The sequence below is a fragment of the Sneathiella marina genome (assembly GCF_023746535.1).
GTDB lineage: Bacteria > Pseudomonadota > Alphaproteobacteria > Sneathiellales > Sneathiellaceae > Sneathiella > Sneathiella marina.
The window spans coordinates 205,820-225,478 of the sequence record NZ_CP098747.1 but is presented as its reverse complement, the minus strand read 5'-3'; the positions used below and the strand labels follow the sequence as shown (position 1 = coordinate 225,478).

The window sequence follows — 19,659 nt, the reverse complement described above, 5'->3', positions numbered from 1 at the left end:
ACGCTCACGTACCTGTTACGAGGCAGTAGTGAGAACATCAGATGAGAGTTCTGCAATATCGACGGTGCTCCATTGACTTTCTTTCCGTTTGGCCAATGCCATTGCGTGAAGACTTCGATATCTGAAATATAAATTTGCATCGGGGAGCCGGGCAATCTACTGCATTGACAACAACCGTCGTATTTGCAGTATTGATACTGGAAATCATAACAATAAAAAGAAAGAACAGTCATGTCAGAATCCGATCAAGAATTATTTAACCTTGCAATGTCGGAAGACGCCCAACCATTGATGTATGCGGTCAAGAAGCATATTACCGAAAATGTTGACCCCATCACGGATGAATTCTTTGAGCTGGATAAGGGCAAAGAGGATCGCTGGGCTTGGCATCCACGTCAACTGGAGCTGTTGGATGGCGCCAAGGCGAAAGCCAAGGAATCCGGGCTCTGGAATTTCTTCCTGCCAAATGCCGAAACGGGTGAAGGCCTGACAAACCTGGATTACGCTTATATTGCCGCAGAACTGGGTAAAAATCCTCTGGCATCGGAAACGCTGAATTGTAGTGCGCCGGATACCGGGAATATGGAGGTTCTTGAGCGAGTCGGCACGAAGGCACAAAAGGATAAATGGCTGAAGCCGCTCCTCAATGGAGAGATCCGGTCAGCTTACGCCATGACAGAGCCTGGTGTGGCTTCGTCTGATGCAAAAAATGTTTCAACGCAAGCCGTCCTCGAAAATGGGGAATGGGTCATCAACGGTGAGAAATACTATATTTCAGGCGCAGGAGATCCACGCTGTAAAATCATGATTGTCATGGTTAAAACCAGCCCGGATGCCCCGTCATCAAGACAGCAGTCCCAGATACTCGTGCCCATTGACACCCCGGGTGTGGACGTTGTCGAGGGTATGCAATTCTTCGGAGAAGATGGCGCCCCGCACGGCCATATGCGTATCATTTTTGATAATGTGCGGGTACCGGAAGAAAATATTCTGTTGGGCGAAGGTCGTGGCTTCGAAATTTCGCAAGTCCGGCTTGGGCCTGGCCGGATCCATCATTGCATGCGCTCCATTGGTCAAGGCGAGAAGGCGCTCGAGTTGATGGTCAAACGGGCTGGTAGCCGGGAAGCTTTTGGAAAGCCCATCCTCAAACTCGGTAAAAACCTGGAGGTCATCGCGCGCGCCCGTATCGAAATTGACGCCATGCGATTGATGGTGTTGCAGGCTGCCAAAGCAATGGATGTTTTGGGTAATCGCGAAGCACGGGTTTATGTGAGTGCTGTAAAGGCCATGGTGCCGGAGAAAGTCTGCCAGATCATCGATCAGGCAATCCAGATTCACGGCGCGACTGGTGTCTCACAATGGACGCCTCTTCCAAGCATGTATGCAACGCAGCGCATCCTTCGTCTGGCAGATGGTCCCGATGAAGTCCATCATATGGTAGTTGGCCGGGCGGAAGCGCAGAAGCATGAGTGCTGGTAGAAACCCGTAAAAGACATTTAAGATAAGAGTTTGACGTCATCCCGTGATATTTTCCCGTTGCCAATACAGGGAATATCGCGGGATGAACTAATATATGATCTTCCGCATGCTCCAGCAATTTGGAAATCTGATGCAAACCTGTTGAGCCTAATTTTACATTCACATATATCTCAAAAAACAGTTGAGGTATAAGCACGGTTCGCGGTTGGACTAATCACCAATTGGTTTATACAAATGCGTTCATGCATCTGAGCGAGAAACAAGATCGTCTGACCTAGGTCTTCCGCTTGCAGCATAACTTCCTTTTGTTCATCCGTAATTGGTACGGGTCGATTATCCAAGATCGGTGTTGCCACTTCGCCCGGACAGAGGGCACATGATCGAATGCCATGAATAGCTTCTTCCATGTTAATTGATTCACTCATGGCGACCATGCCATGTTTCGCTGCGGTATAAGCGGGACCCGTCATTTTAGAGACATGCACACCGGCCCAAGATGCAACATTGATTATCAAGCCGGATTTTTGCTCTCTCATCATCGGCAAAGCTGCACGACAACAGTAAAAAGCGCCATTTAAATCAATGTCGATAACATCATCCCAACCCTCGATGGTCACTTCATTCCAGGATCTGGCCTTCACATTGATGCCCGCACTCAAAACAGCAATATCCAGACGGCCGAACTTTTCTTTTATACGCAATACTAACTGATCGATTGCCCCAGCATCCGCTACATCAAGCTCCTCGATTACTGGTTCAACTCCGAATTTCCTTACAAGGTTCGCAGTTTCTTCAAGCGCAGTCCTGCGGCGCCCGGAAAGAATGACATTCATTCCTGCGCTCGCCAGCGAAATTGCGGCCGCCTGGCCAATGCCTGTTCCCGCCCCAGTAATCCAGGCTACTTTCTTTGTAAGATCTCTATGATAACCAACGGCATTGGTCGCGGAAGGGTTCGCCATAAACATTTTCCTTTATTATTTTCTATTCTTACAATGATTACGGTTCTTGCTACAAAAGTCACGGTTTTATGGAAACAACGTTAAATTGCATTGGAAATGTAGAAATTAGGTATATTAAAAAGGCTTGGTTTCGATGAACTTCAAGCAATCTGCCGTTCACTAAGCTCACGACAATCCATCAGGCTTCCTTTGCACGCATCGAGTAGTTTTTGAAAATGCAGCTGTCGAGGCGAATCCTGACGCCAAATCAGACCGATCGACCTGGAAAGAGAAACACCAGAAATTTGACGAAGCGCCACACGACCTTCTTTTGTAAATTCAGAAGCTACATAATACTCTGGAAAAAACGACAACCCTTTGCCGATGGAGACTAATTGCCGGATAGCGTCCAAATTTGCACCAACATATTCTTCATGAATTGACGCTCCTACAAAATCGCAAAACTCCTGAAGCTTCGTCTGATAGTAGGTATAGTCATCAGCCAGACCGAAAAATTTCTGACCCTTGAGCATTTCAGGTAAAAGACGATCACATCGGGCAAATTCATGATCGACCGGAATTCCAATCCACATGGGTTCAGCGATAATTTCTTCATATTCCAAATGGATCAACTCTTCAAACGGGGATGTTAAAGCACAATCCAATTCACCCTTTAAGAGCCCTTCCTGCATATCCTCCCAGCTTCCTTCAGTAATCAAGATTTCCAATCCAAAGTCTTTTGTGTTTAGCGACGGCAGGAGATACGGTAGAAAATATGGTCCAAATGTTGGGCCAACACCCAGTTTAATTTTATTGTCCAAATTCCCGCTGGTATGGGCGACCGTATTCATTAAGTGCGAAAGATCTGCCAGAATAGATTTAGATTGATCAATGACCTTAAGGCCGATAGGTGTCGGGCAAGCGCCGCTCCTGGATCTTTCGATTAGCGTTACTTGAAGCTGGCTTTCCAATAGTTGAATTTGCGTCGATAAAGTAGGCTGTGAAACGTGACACAGCCGGGCGGCTTTTGAAAAACTTCCTGTCTTGCTGACAGCAACCAAATACTCCAGCTGTCTCGGGGACGGCTTAAAACACGCCATACGACTGATCCCATTTGTACATACTACTTACCGTCTCGCTATATAAGAAAGATCAATAGTTAGAACAAGTAGCCACTGACAATTTTTTTCCATGGCAAAAGACTCAGCTCAGTCACCATAGGGTTTCTCTATATAGTTCATATATTTTATGAATTTGAACAGCTATCAAAACACCTTAGATTTAGGCCAACGTGAATTGAATGGCGAATGATGAAACGCGAACCTCTAACATTGATAGAGGTTTTTTTTGTCGCCACGACAAAGCTTAAAGTCAATTTGGGCACTGTTTTGACCTGTCAATATAATTTCTTAGAGAGAGCCGGATAAGGTCCCTCTACTCCATAATTGCCGGTACTCAATCCACATTCTAGAAACATTTAGGTCGCGCCAGCTTGTTGCTTGAGCGCGGGAGAAACTTCATGACTGCTCAAGCTACTCTATCCGCGCAAATCACTGCGGCAGGCCCAACCTTCACAAGAGAGGCTTTCACCATCGAAGAGTTGAAAACGCTCGCCGCTCGCGCAAGTACATTGGAAGAAAGGCTATCGGGACATTTTGCGCCAAAGAAAACCAAGAGAAATTATGCAATTGCAAAGAGCCGGTACAACGCTTGGGTTAAATCAACATCTAGAGGGGATCCTTTCTTGATGAGCGATATTCTGGCCGATCGAAACATTGATCCCGCGAAAGCAAAACCGCTATTTGGCGAAGTTGTGCTCAACTGCGATCAACCTCTTCCAGAATGGGCAATTGTATTTAGTCAGCTGGTTGCCGGCCCGGTAAACAAAAAAACTACCAAGAAGCAATCTAGCTCAACACCAAAATCCCTTTTTCCCTACGAGCAAATTTTCTTTCCATTGGTAAAAAATGCCCGACATATGCGAGACATGAAAGCCAAAGACATCTGGCTGCAAAATCTATCATGTGAAGCGCTTTCGGATTTGGATTTCTCATTACTAGAACCCATCTCAGATTGTTGTATCAAATCGATTGATGATGTCGGAGAAAACTACGGCAACAAATCTGGCATGTCGTCAAATCTCCCTTCCAGTCAGGAAAAGACAGCACGAATTACAGAATGCCACAGGCAAAAAAAAGCGATTCAAGTAATTGAAAAGGAAGGGCTGGATAATTTCTTATACAACCGGCCTGTACTTGCCCGGTTGATTACGACAATGATAATGCACTGGCAAGCCACTACCTTAGAATTCCTGGAACGTCTGTCTCAAGATTTGAGCACTGAGATCTTTTCCTTGACGAAAATTGACACTCCCGGACGGGTCGTAAGCATCGAATATGGTCTATCAGAACTATATAACGAAGGAAAATCTATTTATAAGCTGACATTTGAGAACAACATCAGTATCGGATACAAACCCAAGGATTTGCGCATTGATCGAGCCTGGGGCACATTAATCCAGTGGCTTAACGATCATGGTGCACCCTACTCCGCCGGTGTCCCAAAAACCCGGGTCTGTAACGGATATGGTTGGGTGGAGTGGATCGTCCCTAAACCCTGTGAAACACAATCGGAAGCCGAAGAGTTTTTTCGGCGGTCAGGAGCCACGCTTTGCTTAATTCGGTTACTGCACGGAAATGATTTCCATTATGGTAATATTATCGCGTCCGGGACCAAGCCGGTACCACTTGATCTGGAAACAGTTTTTCAAGCGCAGCCGAAAAGAAGCCTGCAATCTCGAGGTGCTGAACAGGCTTTCGAATTAGCATCAGATATTATCGAAAATTCCGTTCTAAATACCGGATATTTACCAGGTTGGTATAGCGCTCCAAATGGAAAAGCGATCCGGCTTGGCGGCCTCGATATTGCTGAAATATCTTCTGTTCCTTCGAATAACCATCCTACCCATGCCCAAGAAGCTCCTAAAAAAGGCATTCTCTTTAACAATATTCCCAGACTGCAAGGAGCAGTGCTGGATGTAAATAAATATGAAAAATATCTAGTCGCGGGCTACAAAGATATGTTTGCATTTCTGATAAAATTTGGATCTAGAATAGGCGCGTCAGGCGGACCACTGGACGCATTCGAAAAGGTGACCTTTCGTTCAATCTTAAGACCCACACATGTCTATACTATGCTGATGGAAAGAGCCCTCAGCCCTCAAAACCTTGAAAACGGTGTTACATGGAGCTCACAATTCGATTTGTTGCTGTTGTCAGAGTTCACGCAGGAAGAATTCAATGCATCAGCTGCCTTCAGAAATTACGAAATATCCTGCCTGTCTACATTCAATATTCCCTTTTATAGCGGATCTCCTACCTCAACGAGCCTTGCTTGTGGTGACCAATATATCATCAAGAATTTTTTCCGTGCCCCCTGTCTTGAACAAGCTAAATCCCGGCTGCAGGAATTGGACAGTAAAATGCTCAAGCGTGATCGCCTCATGATCCAGCAATGCGTTAGCGTATCCAGGATAGGTGAACCACATGACCCGTTACCAGAAGTCGTAGAATCACCGCTGGCACCAGCGAGCAAAGAGACGATCATTGAAACTGTAAGAGACTTGGAAGAGGTGATTAATATGTCTGCCATCAAAGCCGGTGGCGGCGTTACCTGGCTTGGGCTATTACCGGTTACTTCGGATGAACAGAAGCTTCAGCTTAGCATACTTCCACCATCTCTAATTTGCGGCACTCTTGGAATTGGATTGCTGCAAGCCGCGCTTTACAAGATAACCGGCGAGGAAACTTATCGAATCCGTGCGACCGAAACAACCGCGATTGTGCTTGAGCGAGCAAGCATGATTGTCAAATTGCAACGATCGGGATGCGCCATGTCGCTTGGGCTAGGGTTTGGCCTCGGGGGGATTGTATACGCTCTTGTGGTGCTGGCTGATATGCTGAATGACAGTCGATATTTGAGCTTCGCACAAGTCTTCGCGCAAACAATAACACCGGAGAAAATAGCAACAAGCAGGGATTTTGGATTGATGTCCGGAGTTGCCGGAGCAATGATTGGCCTTCAGGCCTTTTACCATAGATACCCCAGTCCGGAAATTGTGCATAAAATCCGAAATTGTGGACGCCATCTCTTAGATTGCTCGACTCTTTTGGCCTGCGGCAGCACCGCATGGAAAAGCCAGAACTGGGCCATGCCTCTATCCGGGCTAATGCATGGTGCAAGCGGTATCGCCCTCGCCCTCTCCCGCGCTGCGCAGGCTTTAAATCTTCCACAATTCAATGACGCGGCAATAGAAGGTCTGGAATATGAAAGTTCCTTGCGGGATAAATTTGGATCATGGCCCGATTTACGCAATGTGGAACACCAGAGGGAGGATTCACAAGCACCGCAATTACCAGGCTACGCAAATGGCGCAGCAGGCATCGGAATAGCGCGCATCGAACTCGAAGCGCTGAATAGGCCTTACGCCAGCTACTCGGAGGACATAGAACATGCCATTGAAAGATTATCCGGTCGGGCGTTATTGGACAATGATGACCTCTTTTCCGGAAATCTCGGTATTCTTTTCTTTTTGACCCGAGCCGCACGGGAAACTGGTAAATGCAAGTTGGAAAAACAGGTGCTCTCGCAAATTTCATGTATTTTAGCGAAAGCGAAAACGGACAAGAGTTTTCAGTGGCGAGTAGGGAATGACGCTGATAATCCAGGGTTTTTCAATGGTGCTGCCGGCGTGGGACTGGCCCTTTTGCAAATTGCCGAGCCGGGGAAAATTCCGGATATTCTGTCCTTTGGGCATTGCGGTCAGGGATAAAGTCTTTAAAAAACTGCCTGGCAAGGGACTAGCTCCAATTCGCGCATGGGAATGGTCAGATCATAGCCAATTTACGGAGTTCAAATTTGTGAAACGGGCCAGCCTCTCGAGCTCTTTGGCGAGCTTGGCTTTTCTGCTTTGCGGCCATTTTACACCCGGCTCCGGCCAAAATTGAATAACCTTCAGACTACTCGATTTACGGTCAGCTTTTACCTCAATGCGCCCGACAAACCGATCTCCTTCAAGCAGAGGATACACGTAATATCCCCATTTTCGCTTTTTCGCCGGAACGAAAATCTCGATCCGATAGTGAAACCCGAATAATTTGGCAAGGCGCGCCCGATCTCGTATGGCAGGATCAAAAGGATTTAAAATCCTCAACCTGGAAGTCGGAACAGGCGCGGCATTTAACCGGTCTTCAATATCGAGCGGCGCAAACCCGTTCATCCAATTCCCGTCAATATCCTCAATCTCTACAGGGATCAGCTTATTGCTGTTTTGCTCGGCCCAGATTTGCACTTCCGCCCGATCCGTCGCCGCCCAGAACCGTTGAATATCTCCCAGGGACCCAAAACCCAGTCGATTAAGAGCCTCGCTGCAAAGCCAGTTAATTTGCGCATCTTCCTCATGGGCAATTTCCAGTAATTCCGGGGGTATGATCCGCTCGGACAAATCATAGAATTTCTTGAAGCTCTCGCGATGGGAGGTGGATAATTCTCCGGCGTACCACATTTGATCCAGCGCCAATTTATGAGGGGGTCGGGACCACATCTTCTTTTCCCCGGTGACGCGCGTGTCGAAAGCATGAGTGGAAAGCGGCCCCTCCTTTTCGATCCGGGCTCGTATCTCCTCACATATGGTATTGCTAAGCGGTGTCCGATAGTAACCCGATTTTTGAACCCGCGCCGCCATCCGGGAAAATTGTCGTCTCCACATGGGATAAAATTCCATGGGCAGGATGGAGGCATCATGTGTGAAATGTTCGAAAACAGCACGGTCCCGTGAAAGGAGCTTATCAAGCATTCCTTCACGGTAATTCTGATTGCGGCTCCATAATATATGATGATGCGCCCGTGATACATACTGGATTGTATCAAGTTGAACAAATCCCAGGTTCTTGATGATCTGTAAAACATCAAGCGAGCCGGTCGGTGTCATCGAAAGCGAATTTGTATCAAGCCACAACCGTCGGGCGGCTTTATTTTTGATCCTTAATGCCATGGCGCTCTTTATGCCATAATTTTCTCAACAGGCAACTCGCATCTAAAAAACAGGCCTTTTGGTACCCGCTACTTTTTTCTTTCTTTCGCGCTGTCGCTGGCTTGCCATACCATTTTCCCCTTTTGCTCCCGGCCGAGCATTTGGATCGGGTCGCGGTTGTCGATATGACCGTAAACACCGCGATAGACGGAAAAGCCGCAAAGCTCCTGCAATCGACGGGGAAATTGCTTGATCCGGTCAAATGGAATACCTAGCTGCTGGTTTTCCTGCTGCCGTACCCAGCCCGCACAATAATAGCACGCGATACCATCGCGTCGCTTATCCGTTTGATTTTCACCCCCGCCATGCCACAGCGCGCTATTCCAAATTAGAATTGAGCCAGCGGACATTTCTGCGCATTCTGTCTCATACTGTCCGTCATAATCTGGATTATGGTCGAATAGATGACTGCCGGGAACAAACCGGGTTGCGCCGTTTTCTTCCGTAAAATCGGTGAGCGCCCACATGGAATTCACGGCAATAGGAATATGCGGCCGGGGCAGCGGGATCATTTGATTATCCCCATGTAAAGGCTGGGCTTCCTGGCCAGGTCCCGGACATATTGCCGACAGCGACGACAATTGTAATTCACTGTCCAAAATACGTGCGACAATGGGAAGAACCACAGGTGAAACCGGTATTTTTTCAAATGCCCGGTGATAGGCAAGCAAATTGTAGATCCTAACCGTCCGGGTGCCTTCAAATGACGTTTCACTGTACCCGATATCATGGGTTGATTGCACCTCAGCCAGTGCTTCGCGCAGTTCGCTCAGCAAAACCGGTGGTATTGCATTTTTGACGATCGTGAACCCGTTCTTGTCCAGATTCCCGGAATGCTGATCAATTTCACTCGCCGATAATTCACGCATACTCTGATCCCAACAAACAACACATTATTTTTTAGCCGGAAATTCGACTTCAATTTATTGCTGACAGATTAGCCGGTTTTAGAATAATGTCGAATTCAAAATTGTTTCCTTAAATACCAAAATATTATGCTAATAGAGAAATGAAATGCGCCTCAATCTTCGGCAAATAGAAGCTTTCCGATTCGTCCATCAAACGGGAAGCATGACGGTCGCAGGTGAATTCATGGGGGTCAGCCAGCCGGCAATCAGTCGGCTGATAAGAGACCTGGAAATTGATATCGGCTTTAAACTGTTTGATCGTACGCGCGGTGGTCTTACCCCAACCGCTGATGCAACAGAATTTTATCGGGAGGTTCAACGCAGTTTCTATGGCCTCGACCGCCTTGGACGGGCTGCGGAAGAACTCCGGCGCCGACGAAAAGGAGAATTGCGGATCGCGGCAAATGTCGCAACTTCATTTTATTTACTGCCAGACGCTATTCAGCGTTTTCATCAGGACTGGCCGGACATAAAGATATCCATGCATGCCTGCGCCTCCCCCGAAGTCCTGGAGCTCGTGGCAATGCGCCAGCACGATATGGGGATTGCAGTCGTGCCGTCGACCGTCACCGGCGTACATAGAAGCGCGTTACCTGTTCTGGACGCTGTTTGCATTCTTCCTGGCACCCATCCGCTCGCGGCAAAACGCCTCATTCATCCCCAAGACCTGGATGGAGAGCCATTGTTGCTAATTTCAGATTACAGTTTAACACATCAGCATGTATTTCGCAGTCTTGAGGACGCCGGAATTGATATCAATGTCATTTTGGAATCAACATTTTCGGCTCCGATATGTAATTTGGTTGGGCAGAATCTTGGCATTTCAATTCTGGAACCTCTCACGGCAAGGGCTTATGCCGGGCCGAATTTGGTTGTTCGCAAATATGCCCCCGCCATACCTGTCGAGCTGGAAGTTATTCATCCAATTAACCGGCCCCTGTCAGACCATGCCATGGCATTTATTGAAATTGTCAGGGCACAGCTTGCGTCTTTTAAAAACTGAAAAGGGATTTGAGGATCACAGGGTCAGGGGCTGGCGGCAGCCGCGCTGCACCTCCTAATTTACTCTGACAAGGCCAGCAAATATCATGCTAGGATACGGTCAAAGAAAAGAAGAAGGATATTGGTATGACCCTGGCATTTCAATCGGCGAGCGAACTCACTCAAAAAATTCAAGACAAAGAGATAAGCTCCCGGGAACTCACGGATTACTATATTGACCGGATCGAGCGGTTTGACGGAAAGATCAATGCCGTGCCAGTCCATGATTTCGACACAGCCCGCAATGCCGCCGATCAGGCGGATGCGGAACAGGCGGCCGGTCGATCACTGGGCCCTCTGCACGGGCTGCCCATGACCATCAAGGAAGCCTATGACATTTCACATCTTCCGACGACCTGGGGAATTGAAAATTTTGCCAAGAATATTGCGCAGACAGATTCCCAAGTCGTCAAAAAGTTTAAGGCAGCTGGCGCTCATTTCATCGGCAAGACAAATGTGCCCGAAGGGCTAGCTGACTTTCAAAGCTATAATAGTATTTACGGGACAACCAATAATCCCTGGGACGTCCGCCGAACACCAGGCGGATCTTCGGGAGGGTCCTCGGCAGCTCTGGCGGCCGGTTTCTGTGGTCTTGAAAGCGGATCTGATATTGGCGGATCCATTCGCAATCCGGCTCATTTCTGTGGCGTATATGGGCATAAGCCCACTTGGGGAATTGTTCCGTCTCAAGGTCACGCGCTGCCAGGAGATGTCGCACCGCCGGATATTGCTGTTGTCGGTCCCATGGCACGCAGTGCACAAGACCTGGCCTTGGCAATGAATATCATGGCGGGGCCGGATCCGTTGAATTCCCCCGGATGGACGCTCAGCCTTCCTGACCCGGGCATGACAGGCTTGAAAGACTTCAAAATTGCGATCTGGCCAGATGACCCTCTTTCGCCGGTAAGCAGCGAAATGTCAGGCCGTGTTCAGGAAATTGGCGACAGGCTTGCCAAGCTTGGCGCGACCGTTTCTGACAAGGCCCGTCCGGATATTGACGTGGCAATGTCCCGTCAGACATATTTTTTCATGCTGAACGGGGTCCTTGGTGCCCATCTCCCGCAAGAGGAAACGGCTGCCCTGACAGAAAAAGCGGCTGGATACTCATCCGGTAATTCCAGCCCGGGAGCCCTCACGGCCCGCTCCCTCACCCAAAGCCATCAGACTTGGCTGGCATGGAACAACCGCCGCGAAATACTTCGCATGGCGTGGCAGGAATTTTTCCAGGACTGGGACATTTTGATTTGTCCGCAAATGGCGACGACAGCTTTCAAGCATGATCAAAGTCATTTCAATGGCAGGCGAATTACCTTTGATAACGCTGAACATCCCTATTTCGAACAGCTTCTCTGGTCAGGACATATTACCGTCGCATATCTACCCTCCACGGTCTTTCCAACCGGCCCCGGTACAGACGGCCTGCCGATTGGCCTGCAAGCTGTCGGCGCGGAATTTAACGACCGTAAAACAATCCGGTTTGCCGAGCTTATGGCGCAGGAGTTTGGAGGGTTCACCCCTCCACCCGGCTTCGATGATTGATCCTGATCGTGGCTATCCGAAGGGCAGATTGACATTAACTATCCATAGATGAAAATAGTCTCCTGTTCCCGCCGTCGGTCACCCGATGGCGATTTATCTTTAAAGAGTGAAATTTTCCAGCACACGCTCTTTTGTGCCGATAAAGTTTCGCCCTCGTTCACCGGCAAGGGCAGAGGTCAGCAACTCTTTCCATTCGTCCCTTTTCACGCCATAACTTGAGGCCCTGGTCGACACATCCAGCCTGTGAAGAAAATTCTCCAGATCCGCGATGGCGTTATGGAGGTTGTCGCCAAAAATCTGCCTGAGATATTTATCGCAAGTTTCATCGGCGCCAATGACACTTGCCAGCACCATGGGCAAACTGAAGGAGCAAGCCAGGCCATGAGGCACTCCATATTTTAGGGTAATTGGATAAGACACGGAATGAGCCAACGCCGTTTTGGTATTTGAAAAAGCGAGGCCGGCAAATAAACTGGCTTGGGCGGCGCGGGATCTTAGTTCCAGGTTCTGCAGATCATTAGCCAGCCTTGGCAAGATGTCGATAATCTCTTTCGCCGCAAATACAGCATGGATCGCTGAAATGGGATTACAGCTCCTGTTCCAAAGACTTTCCAATGCATGCGACAAGGCATCAAGGCCGGTACTGATTGTCAGATCTCTTGGCAGGCCCAACATCAGTTCCGGATCAACAACAGCATGCGTCGGGTATAGATCATGGCGCGCCAGTGAATATTTCTTCTGGGCAACAGTATCCCAAACTGTCGCCCAGCATGTGACTTCACTGCCCGTTCCCGCCGTCGTCGGAACAGCGATTAAAGGACGGGATCCCAACCGGTCTTCTCCCTCACCTGTTTCCAGAAACCTTTTAACGACCTCAAATCCGTCATTACTGGATGCCAGTACTTTGGCAGCATCAATGACAGATCCACCGCCTAAGGCTATTATGATGGTATCTGTCGTCGCCTTATTGGCAAAATGCCGACAAGATTGAGATAAAGATAGAAAATCAGGGTTTGTGGTTATGTTATTGACAATGACGTCCGGCGAGCCTGCCATAGACGTCACTTTTTCGGTCAGTTCTGCAAAAAAAGGGTCCTTATAAGTCACAAGGCAATAGGGCCGCCCTTCTATAAGATCTGCAATTCTGTTCAAGGCGCCGGCGCCAAAACAGACGCTGACCGGGTTCTCGAATTGCCACATCACGTCTCTCCACGGGATCAAATTGCTTCGCAACTTCTTGTTGACGAAACTTACGCCCGCCCTTTACCATTGAACAAATACATATAAACAATGATTTCTATTGGTTTAATCAATGCTTCATTCCCAACTAAGATCCTTTCACGCCGTGGCCAAAGAGGGGGGATTCACGGCGGCGTCGAAGGCAATCAATGTTGGGCAGCCAACAATCTCAAGCCAAATCAAGGCGTTGGAAGATCATTATGGCGTGACTCTCTTTCACAGGCGGGGCCGAAAAGTACTGCTGTCGGACTGCGGGCACGCGCTGTTTCGCGTCAGCAACAGAATACTGATGCTGGAAGAAGAGGCTCAAAATCTGCTGGTAAATTATGGCGGACTGCTGACCGGTGCGCTCAGAGTGGGGGCCGTTGGCCCCTATCACGCAACGGAAATGCTTGGCTCCTTTAACGAAAAATTTCCGGGAATAAAGCTGTCCGTTACCCAGGGGAATTCCATGAACATGGTTGAGCTATTGCAAGATTACACCGTTGATGTTGCCGTCCTTGCCCATACAGAGGATAATCCGGCCCTTTTTTCCAGACCCTTTAGTCGACATGAAGTTGTTATATTTGTGAATGCGTCGCATCCCTTTGCCGGGCGTAGCTCTATCCGGTTAAAGGAGCTGCAGGGGCAGCGTTTCCTGCACCGGGAGACCGGCTCCACTACTCGTCTGGCTATTGAAAAAGCTCTTTGCCGCCAGAATATTGACGTAGATGAAGTTATGGAACTGGGAAGCCGGGAAGCCGTCTGGCTCGCCGTTGAGCGGGGAATTGGAATTGGCGCCGTCTCGGACATTGAATTTAATCCGCACCCGAACCTCAGGGCCCTGAAAATTTCTGATGCCGATATCTTTACAACAGCCCATGTGACCTGTCTGGAGGAACGGCGGGATTCCCGAATAATCCGGGCTTTTTTTGACATCGCCTGGTCCATGAAAGCTGCACCCTAACGGTGCTGTTATGGAATTTAGCCTCAGGCCATCCTCGGGGTCACGGGTCACTCGATAAAGGGCGGGCGGACAGGCATATTTCCTCGGGCGAATAAATATGATTTATAAGTGGTATCAGGACTTCCCTGTTTTTCTTGTTATGCGGGTATATTTAGCCTAAATGTTTCACGTGAAACATGTGATTTATGTCCGGTATGCTTTGTCGCAAGAGCAAGTCGAGTATCTTCTCTAGGAATGTAGGATTGATGTCAGCTACGAGACGATGCCAAAAAGCTGGTCAGCGTCCTTCGATTTGACGCTGACCAGCTTTTTTAATGAGCGTTATTTCACGCCATAAGACTTCTCATCTACTTTGCTGTAGATTTCACTTCTCACCAGTTTGATTAGCGCGTCACTGTCACTCTTGTCGACGTTGGCAAGCAACTTGGTCCATTTATCGCGGGCCTTAATATAGTCATCGATAATATCGGAAGGGTCCTCAATTTTACGCTTTTCTACTTCCGCCTTGGCCAAAGTTTGCAGATAGCTGGAGCGGAACTTTTCAAGCTCCAGCGCTAGATCGCTTTCAGGTGTCAGCCACTTTACCCCACGCGCTTGAGTATCTTTGGTGGCTGTTTCGTCATCGGCCAGCATTCCAACCTGTGTGAGTACGATATATTTTGCCATCTCATCCAGGATTACACGGCGGTTTTTAGCTCCAATTTCTGTCCAGAAATCACGATTGAATCCCCAGGTGGCCCCATCGATAAAGACACCCATCGGCATTTCAGTGGAGAATTTGATGACTTCACCGAGTTTCAAAGCTTGCAATGATTCATCCGCGACAAGCGTACAGTCAAGCGAGCCGCGCTCCAGTGCCGTATAAATTTCAGAGCCGGGGACACTAACCGGAATGGCTTCAATGGACTTCAGGAAATCAATTTGCGCGCCTACAGAGGCCCGCACGCGCTTGCCTTTAACATCGGCGAGACTGCGGATTTCCTCTCCACAACGGAAATGATATTCAGATGTACTCCAGTTACCACCAAAAACAACGTTATGTTCGAGCCATTCTTCACGGAGCTTCTGATTGGTAAATTTTACTTCTGCGGCGGCGAAAGAAGCGACCAGAGAACTATCGGTCAGAAACCCAAGATCACCAACAACATTGTTCAAGGGTAAATCAGCAGGCGTATAGGCAGACAGAATATCTCCAACCGCCGCAACTCCGTCGCTGACACCTTGAAGCGTTTCCGCGGCCGGCAGCAAGGCCCCGCCCACATGCAGATCGAATGAAACCTCACCACCCGTTCCCTTCTTCACAGCCTCAGCAAAATCTGAATATGTCACTTTCACGGTTGTTGCACTTTGTGGCAACCAGGTGCTGGCCTGATAGCTATCCGCCAAAGCAGTTGATCCCATAAGACCGAATGCCGTTACCATTGATAAGAATGTTAGTTTCTTCATTTTTTCCTCCTCAGTTAATTTATTTGACCTTTTTAGGGGCCACTAGTTGGCTAGGCTTGGCAGAAACAAACTGATCTGCGGCCAATAAATCAGGGCTCCAAGGGTGAGGACTTCCATCAGGAAGAACCAGAAAATACCCGCAAAGATCTGATTAAGAGAAACAAGGTTTCCAAGAGAGCTTTTGATCACAAAGGCGTTGAGACCGACTGGCGGTGTAATCAACCCAATTTCCAGAAGTTTGATGACAATGATGCCAAACCACACCGTATCAATGCCAAGTCCGATCACCAGCGGCATGACAATGGGTAGGGTCAGCAGCAAAATCGCCAGGGAATCCACGAACATCCCAAGGACAATGAACAGTATCGAGATCATGGCGATCAGCAGATATTCGTTGCTTGTAACCGGCAGTAACAGGTCAGCCAGATATACCGGCAGGCCGCTTAGGCCCAAAAACCGGACATAAATAGAGGCACCGAGACCGATGATGAAAATTGAGCTGGTGCCATAAACAGCTTGAGTTAGCGATTTCTGAATTCCCTCAAAGGAGAGAGAACGACGGGAAAACCCGATGAGTGCAGAAAGAAAAGCGCCGATGGCACCCGCTTCTGTCGGTGAAAAAATGCCAAAGAAAATACCCCCCAGCACAAATCCAACAAGAACAGGTAATGCCCAAATATCCTTCAAGGCAGCCTTTTTCTCCTCCCAGCTAAACTGCTCGTTTGTTGCTGGCGCCAGTTTTGGTGACCGCCAGCAACGAAACGTAATCATTGCGATGAACATGGCTGCGGATAAAAGGCCGGGTAGGACACCCGCCAAAAACAGACTGGCGATGGAAGTGCTGGTAAATATTCCATACAGGATCATCAGAATACTGGGCGGAATCAAGGACCCAAGCGTTCCGGCGGCGGCGACGCTACCGGTTGCCAAACCGACATTGTATTTGGCTTTCAGCATCTCTGGGACAGCAATACGAGAAAACGCGGCGGCCGTTGCTATACTTGATCCAGAAGCGGACGCAAACATTGCCGATGACACAACTGTCGCAGAGGCCATCCCTCCCGGAATGCGCCATAAAAACATGCGAATTGCAGCAAATAAGCCATTAGTAAGTCCCGCCTCCGACGCGATAAAGCCCATTGCAAGGAAGGTTGGGATAGCAGACAAATTCCAGTCTGTGATAAAGTTATACGGAATTACCGATGTGATGCTGAGAGCAGCCTTTAGGTTTGTAATCAATGTGATTCCGCAAAACGCCACGACACCGAGTACAACCCCAATTGGTATTCTAGCGGCGATGAGAATAAGGGTAGCGGCGACACCCAAAATGCCAATTTCGATATTTGTCATCGTTTATACTTCCCCTCTCACGTCTTCTTCTGAGGGTGGAAGCAATTCCTGTTCGCCATTCCGCAATTCGTGAATTAACCGATACACAAGAATAAAAACCGCAATACCAAGACCTATTGGCAGGATAAAACGGCTCGGCCAAATTTGAATAATGACAATCCCATCTATAAATTCTCCTTTATTGTAGGATTTCACTGCATCAAAAATGGACTGGTATCCAAGCAGGGCAAAAAAGAACAAGCTGAACAGGGTTCCGGTAATCAGCAGGACGAAGCGGATTGATTTTGGGAGTAATTTGAAAAACAGATCAACGGCGATATTCCCACGGGTTAATTCAACAATTGCAATGGGGAGAAATACACAGGCCACCATGTAATAATTGGCAACAATATTGAGCGTTCCAGGTAGTGGATAGTTGAACAGAAATTTAAGCAGAACGTCCGCGACAATATGTAGAACCATGAGCAACAGGATGACCGCTGCAAATTTTTCAAGCATTCGCGCCATTATCGGTATTATTTTTTTATTTGACGCTACCATCTAATTCTCCCAGGAGGCTGTTAGGTTTTTTACCTATATTGAACGAGGCTTGAACTATCGTTAGTCCGGCATAATAAAAATCGGGCCTCTTTCCCGAACCGGATCCAACAGTCCCCAATCACCTTGTTCCACATGATATCCTTCAGGGAATGGTGGACGGACTTCCACGCCAATATGTTCCAGGACACGGGGATCGCGGTAATATCCAGTGGCTGTAATGGTTTCAAGAAATAAGGCGGAATGAGTGCATTGATGGCGAAATTCGTGGATCAACGCCGCTTTCTCTCGACTAGTAAGATCCTGAAAATCCCCGGGAGCCAGAGTATCTAGTTCACAGATTAGTTTTTTCAGGTTTGAAGTATTTTGCTGACCAATGGCGATTATATCTTCAATAATTACCGGATCATCGGCACCGGGAAGGTCTAAGTCCTTTGCGCTTGGAATGATGCATCCCACAAGAAATACAAAGATTTCACGTTCGTGAGCGCTTAGTGCGTTTGTTCCTGTGTTGTTGTCCGATATGTTCATTTCAACCGCCTAATCAAAAAGATCGTAAATTCGAGTTTTGATCTGATCGGCCACATATAGCGAGATTGCCTGAATGGTGGACGTTGGATTAACACCTCCTGAAGTCACAAAGACACTGCCATCTGCGATAAACAGATTTTTGATATCATGAGACCGCCCCCATTCATTCACGACCGATTTTTGAGGGTCCGTACCCATTCGGGCTGTTCCCAGAAGGTGCCATCCCGCATAGGGCAGCGGGGATTGAGAAGTTATATTTCTCGCCCCTGCTGCTTCAAGAATTTCTGTTCCACGAGCAATGGAATGATCCAGCATTTGTTGCGTATTTTCACTGATCCGATAGGTAATTTTAGGAGCCGGAATTCCGTTTCCGTCTGTCATCTCAGGATCGAGCGTGACAGTATTGGTAAGTTCCGGAAGATCCTCACAGATAGAAACCAAGCCGGCACTTCTACCGAAGGCATTTCGAAACGCCTGATGATGATCTTGCCCCCACGGAATCTGCCCGGCAGACAAACCGTCAATAGCTGTTCGCGCAGGCCCCTGCCCCCGCACGAATTGATAAGAGTACCCTCGGTCAAATCCTCTGTTCTTATCAGTTTCGTAGAATTGCATGCTCCACAGACAAACCGGCGGACCTTTGTGACCGTCCAGTTCTTCATCAACCTGACCCCATATTTTTGCGTAAGGGTGAAGCATGAGGTTTTTACCGACAAGCCCACTGGAGTTAGCGAGACCGTTTGGAAATTTCTCCGACGCAGAGTTTAAAAGGAGCCGTGGTGTCCCTATCCCATTGCAGGCGACAACAACAATTTCGGCCGGCTGGAAAACTTCATTTCCATCTTTATCAAAGTAATACGCGCCCGAGGCCATACCGTCTTCACGGGTATCTATACGACTGACACGGCACCCCGTACGGACTTCAACCCGGGCACGAACCGCCTCGGGCCAATAGGCAAGGTCGGCAGTTCCCTTTGCCCCTTGCGCGCAACCGGATAGACATTGCCCAAGATTGATACATGGGGCACGCCCCTCATATTCCTCTGTCAGGATGGCGGCGTCAGATGGCCACCAGTGCCAGCCGAGCTTGTTCATGGCTTTGCCAAACATCCGACCTGTTTTACCCATTGGTACGGGCGGTAAAATTTGATCTTTTGCTGGGTATGCAGGGTCGCCGGCAAGCCCAGATATGCCCATTATCCGGTCATTATGAGCGTAGAACGGTTCCAGGGACTTGTAAGTGATCGGCCAGTCTTCAGCGACACCGTCAAGACTGCGAACTCGAAAATCAGACGGCAAAAGGCGTGGAAAATGTCCAGCATAAAGAACAGTCCCTCCTCCAACGCCGTTAAAATTTGCAATTTTGATGGGCGAGTCATCGTCATTGATGGGGTAATCTGCAGAATTTTTCCGGACATTCGGATTGATAGAAAAATCACTTTGCTGCCGCCCCTCCCAGTCCATTCCAGTGCTCGGAAACTGATCTGAATTTGGCCATTCCCCTTGTTCCAAGCAAAGGATGCGCATTTTCGTTTCAGCGAGACTCCAGGCGATAGCCGCACCAGAGGGTCCGCCTCCAATTATCAATATATCAACAACTTCATTCACGTCCCT

The 19,659-nt window shown here is 48.4% G+C and carries 15 protein-coding genes; 5 read left to right on the top strand and 10 right to left on the bottom strand.

What is annotated here, in order from left to right; translation table 11 throughout:
* Positions 1-231 precede the first annotated feature (231 nt).
* Positions 232-1,479: an acyl-CoA dehydrogenase family protein gene (locus NBZ79_RS01175; RefSeq protein ID WP_251934704.1), complete on the top strand. Its 1,248-nt coding sequence runs from the start codon at positions 232-234 to the stop codon at positions 1,477-1,479.
* A 170-nt stretch (positions 1,480-1,649) separates the two neighbouring features.
* On the opposite strand, the gene NBZ79_RS01170 is transcribed toward NBZ79_RS01175, so the two are convergent.
* Complete coding sequence (locus NBZ79_RS01170; protein WP_251934702.1) at positions 1,650-2,438, bottom strand: SDR family oxidoreductase; 789 nt, start codon at positions 2,436-2,438, stop codon at positions 1,650-1,652.
* 140 nt (positions 2,439-2,578) lie between these two features.
* The gene (locus tag NBZ79_RS01165; RefSeq protein ID WP_251934700.1) at positions 2,579-3,517 is read right to left on the bottom strand and encodes a LysR family transcriptional regulator; all 939 of its coding nucleotides are present in this window, start codon (positions 3,515-3,517) and stop codon (positions 2,579-2,581) included.
* A 419-nt stretch (positions 3,518-3,936) separates the two neighbouring features.
* On the opposite strand from NBZ79_RS01165, the gene lanM reads away from it, so the two are divergent.
* On the top strand, positions 3,937-7,248 hold the full coding sequence (gene lanM, locus NBZ79_RS01160) for a type 2 lanthipeptide synthetase LanM (RefSeq protein WP_251934698.1): 3,312 nt from the start codon (positions 3,937-3,939) through the stop codon (positions 7,246-7,248).
* A 60-nt stretch (positions 7,249-7,308) separates the two neighbouring features.
* Here lanM and NBZ79_RS01155 read toward each other — a convergent pair whose 3' ends face one another.
* Entirely contained in the window at positions 7,309-8,469 is a 1,161-nt protein-coding gene (locus NBZ79_RS01155; protein WP_251934697.1) for a winged helix-turn-helix domain-containing protein, read from the bottom strand.
* A 68-nt stretch (positions 8,470-8,537) separates the two neighbouring features.
* On the bottom strand, positions 8,538-9,377 hold the full coding sequence (locus NBZ79_RS01150) for a phytanoyl-CoA dioxygenase family protein (RefSeq protein ID WP_251934695.1): 840 nt from the start codon (positions 9,375-9,377) through the stop codon (positions 8,538-8,540).
* Between the two features lie 145 nt (positions 9,378-9,522).
* Here NBZ79_RS01150 and NBZ79_RS01145 point away from each other — a divergent pair, with 145 nt between their 5' ends.
* A complete protein-coding gene (locus tag NBZ79_RS01145) occupies positions 9,523-10,419 on the top strand; it encodes a LysR substrate-binding domain-containing protein (protein WP_251934693.1) in 897 nt (298 codons plus the stop codon).
* Between the two features lie 125 nt (positions 10,420-10,544).
* Positions 10,545-11,996: an amidase gene (locus tag NBZ79_RS01140; protein WP_251934691.1), complete on the top strand. Its 1,452-nt coding sequence runs from the start codon at positions 10,545-10,547 to the stop codon at positions 11,994-11,996.
* A 99-nt stretch (positions 11,997-12,095) separates the two neighbouring features.
* On the opposite strand, the gene psrA is transcribed toward NBZ79_RS01140, so the two are convergent.
* A complete protein-coding gene (gene psrA / locus NBZ79_RS01135) occupies positions 12,096-13,196 on the bottom strand; it encodes an iron-containing alcohol dehydrogenase PsrA (RefSeq protein ID WP_251934690.1) in 1,101 nt (366 codons plus the stop codon).
* Between the two features lie 112 nt (positions 13,197-13,308).
* On the opposite strand from psrA, the gene NBZ79_RS01130 reads away from it, so the two are divergent.
* On the top strand, positions 13,309-14,181 hold the full coding sequence (locus tag NBZ79_RS01130; RefSeq protein ID WP_251934688.1) for a LysR substrate-binding domain-containing protein: 873 nt from the start codon (positions 13,309-13,311) through the stop codon (positions 14,179-14,181).
* A 321-nt stretch (positions 14,182-14,502) separates the two neighbouring features.
* On the opposite strand, the gene NBZ79_RS01125 is transcribed toward NBZ79_RS01130, so the two are convergent.
* The 5 genes from NBZ79_RS01125 to NBZ79_RS01105 are packed head-to-tail and all read right to left on the bottom strand — an operon-like array spanning position 14,503 to position 19,653.
* A complete protein-coding gene (locus NBZ79_RS01125) occupies positions 14,503-15,627 on the bottom strand; it encodes a C4-dicarboxylate TRAP transporter substrate-binding protein (RefSeq protein WP_251934687.1) in 1,125 nt (374 codons plus the stop codon).
* Positions 15,628-15,669: 42 nt separating this feature from the next.
* Positions 15,670-16,977, bottom strand: a complete 1,308-nt coding sequence (locus NBZ79_RS01120; RefSeq protein ID WP_251934685.1) for a TRAP transporter large permease — start codon at positions 16,975-16,977, stop codon at positions 15,670-15,672.
* Positions 16,978-16,980: 3 nt separating this feature from the next.
* Complete coding sequence (locus NBZ79_RS01115; protein WP_251934683.1) at positions 16,981-17,517, bottom strand: TRAP transporter small permease; 537 nt, start codon at positions 17,515-17,517, stop codon at positions 16,981-16,983.
* 60 nt (positions 17,518-17,577) lie between these two features.
* Positions 17,578-18,045, bottom strand: a complete 468-nt coding sequence (locus NBZ79_RS01110; RefSeq protein ID WP_251934682.1) for a hypothetical protein — start codon at positions 18,043-18,045, stop codon at positions 17,578-17,580.
* Between the two features lie 9 nt (positions 18,046-18,054).
* On the bottom strand, positions 18,055-19,653 hold the full coding sequence (locus tag NBZ79_RS01105; RefSeq protein WP_251934680.1) for a GMC family oxidoreductase: 1,599 nt from the start codon (positions 19,651-19,653) through the stop codon (positions 18,055-18,057).
* Positions 19,654-19,659 lie beyond the last annotated feature (6 nt).

Excerpts from the sequence above, each read along its gene's own strand:
- NBZ79_RS01175 (WP_251934704.1), top strand. The coding sequence starts at position 232 with ATGTCAGAATCCGATCAAGAATTATTTAACCTTGCAATGTCGGAAGAC.
- NBZ79_RS01170 (WP_251934702.1), bottom strand. The coding sequence starts at position 2,438 with ATGGCGAACCCTTCCGCGACCAATGCCGTTGGTTATCATAGAGATCTT.
- NBZ79_RS01165 (WP_251934700.1), bottom strand. The coding sequence starts at position 3,517 with ATGGCGTGTTTTAAGCCGTCCCCGAGACAGCTGGAGTATTTGGTTGCT.
- lanM (WP_251934698.1), top strand. The coding sequence starts at position 3,937 with ATGACTGCTCAAGCTACTCTATCCGCGCAAATCACTGCGGCAGGCCCA.
- NBZ79_RS01155 (WP_251934697.1), bottom strand. The coding sequence starts at position 8,469 with ATGGCATTAAGGATCAAAAATAAAGCCGCCCGACGGTTGTGGCTTGAT.
- NBZ79_RS01150 (WP_251934695.1), bottom strand. The coding sequence starts at position 9,377 with ATGCGTGAATTATCGGCGAGTGAAATTGATCAGCATTCCGGGAATCTG.
- NBZ79_RS01145 (WP_251934693.1), top strand. The coding sequence starts at position 9,523 with ATGCGCCTCAATCTTCGGCAAATAGAAGCTTTCCGATTCGTCCATCAA.
- NBZ79_RS01140 (WP_251934691.1), top strand. The coding sequence starts at position 10,545 with ATGACCCTGGCATTTCAATCGGCGAGCGAACTCACTCAAAAAATTCAA.
- psrA (WP_251934690.1), bottom strand. The coding sequence starts at position 13,196 with ATGTGGCAATTCGAGAACCCGGTCAGCGTCTGTTTTGGCGCCGGCGCC.
- NBZ79_RS01130 (WP_251934688.1), top strand. The coding sequence starts at position 13,309 with ATGCTTCATTCCCAACTAAGATCCTTTCACGCCGTGGCCAAAGAGGGG.
- NBZ79_RS01125 (WP_251934687.1), bottom strand. The coding sequence starts at position 15,627 with ATGAAGAAACTAACATTCTTATCAATGGTAACGGCATTCGGTCTTATG.
- NBZ79_RS01120 (WP_251934685.1), bottom strand. The coding sequence starts at position 16,977 with ATGACAAATATCGAAATTGGCATTTTGGGTGTCGCCGCTACCCTTATT.
- NBZ79_RS01115 (WP_251934683.1), bottom strand. The coding sequence starts at position 17,517 with ATGGTAGCGTCAAATAAAAAAATAATACCGATAATGGCGCGAATGCTT.
- NBZ79_RS01110 (WP_251934682.1), bottom strand. The coding sequence starts at position 18,045 with ATGAACATATCGGACAACAACACAGGAACAAACGCACTAAGCGCTCAC.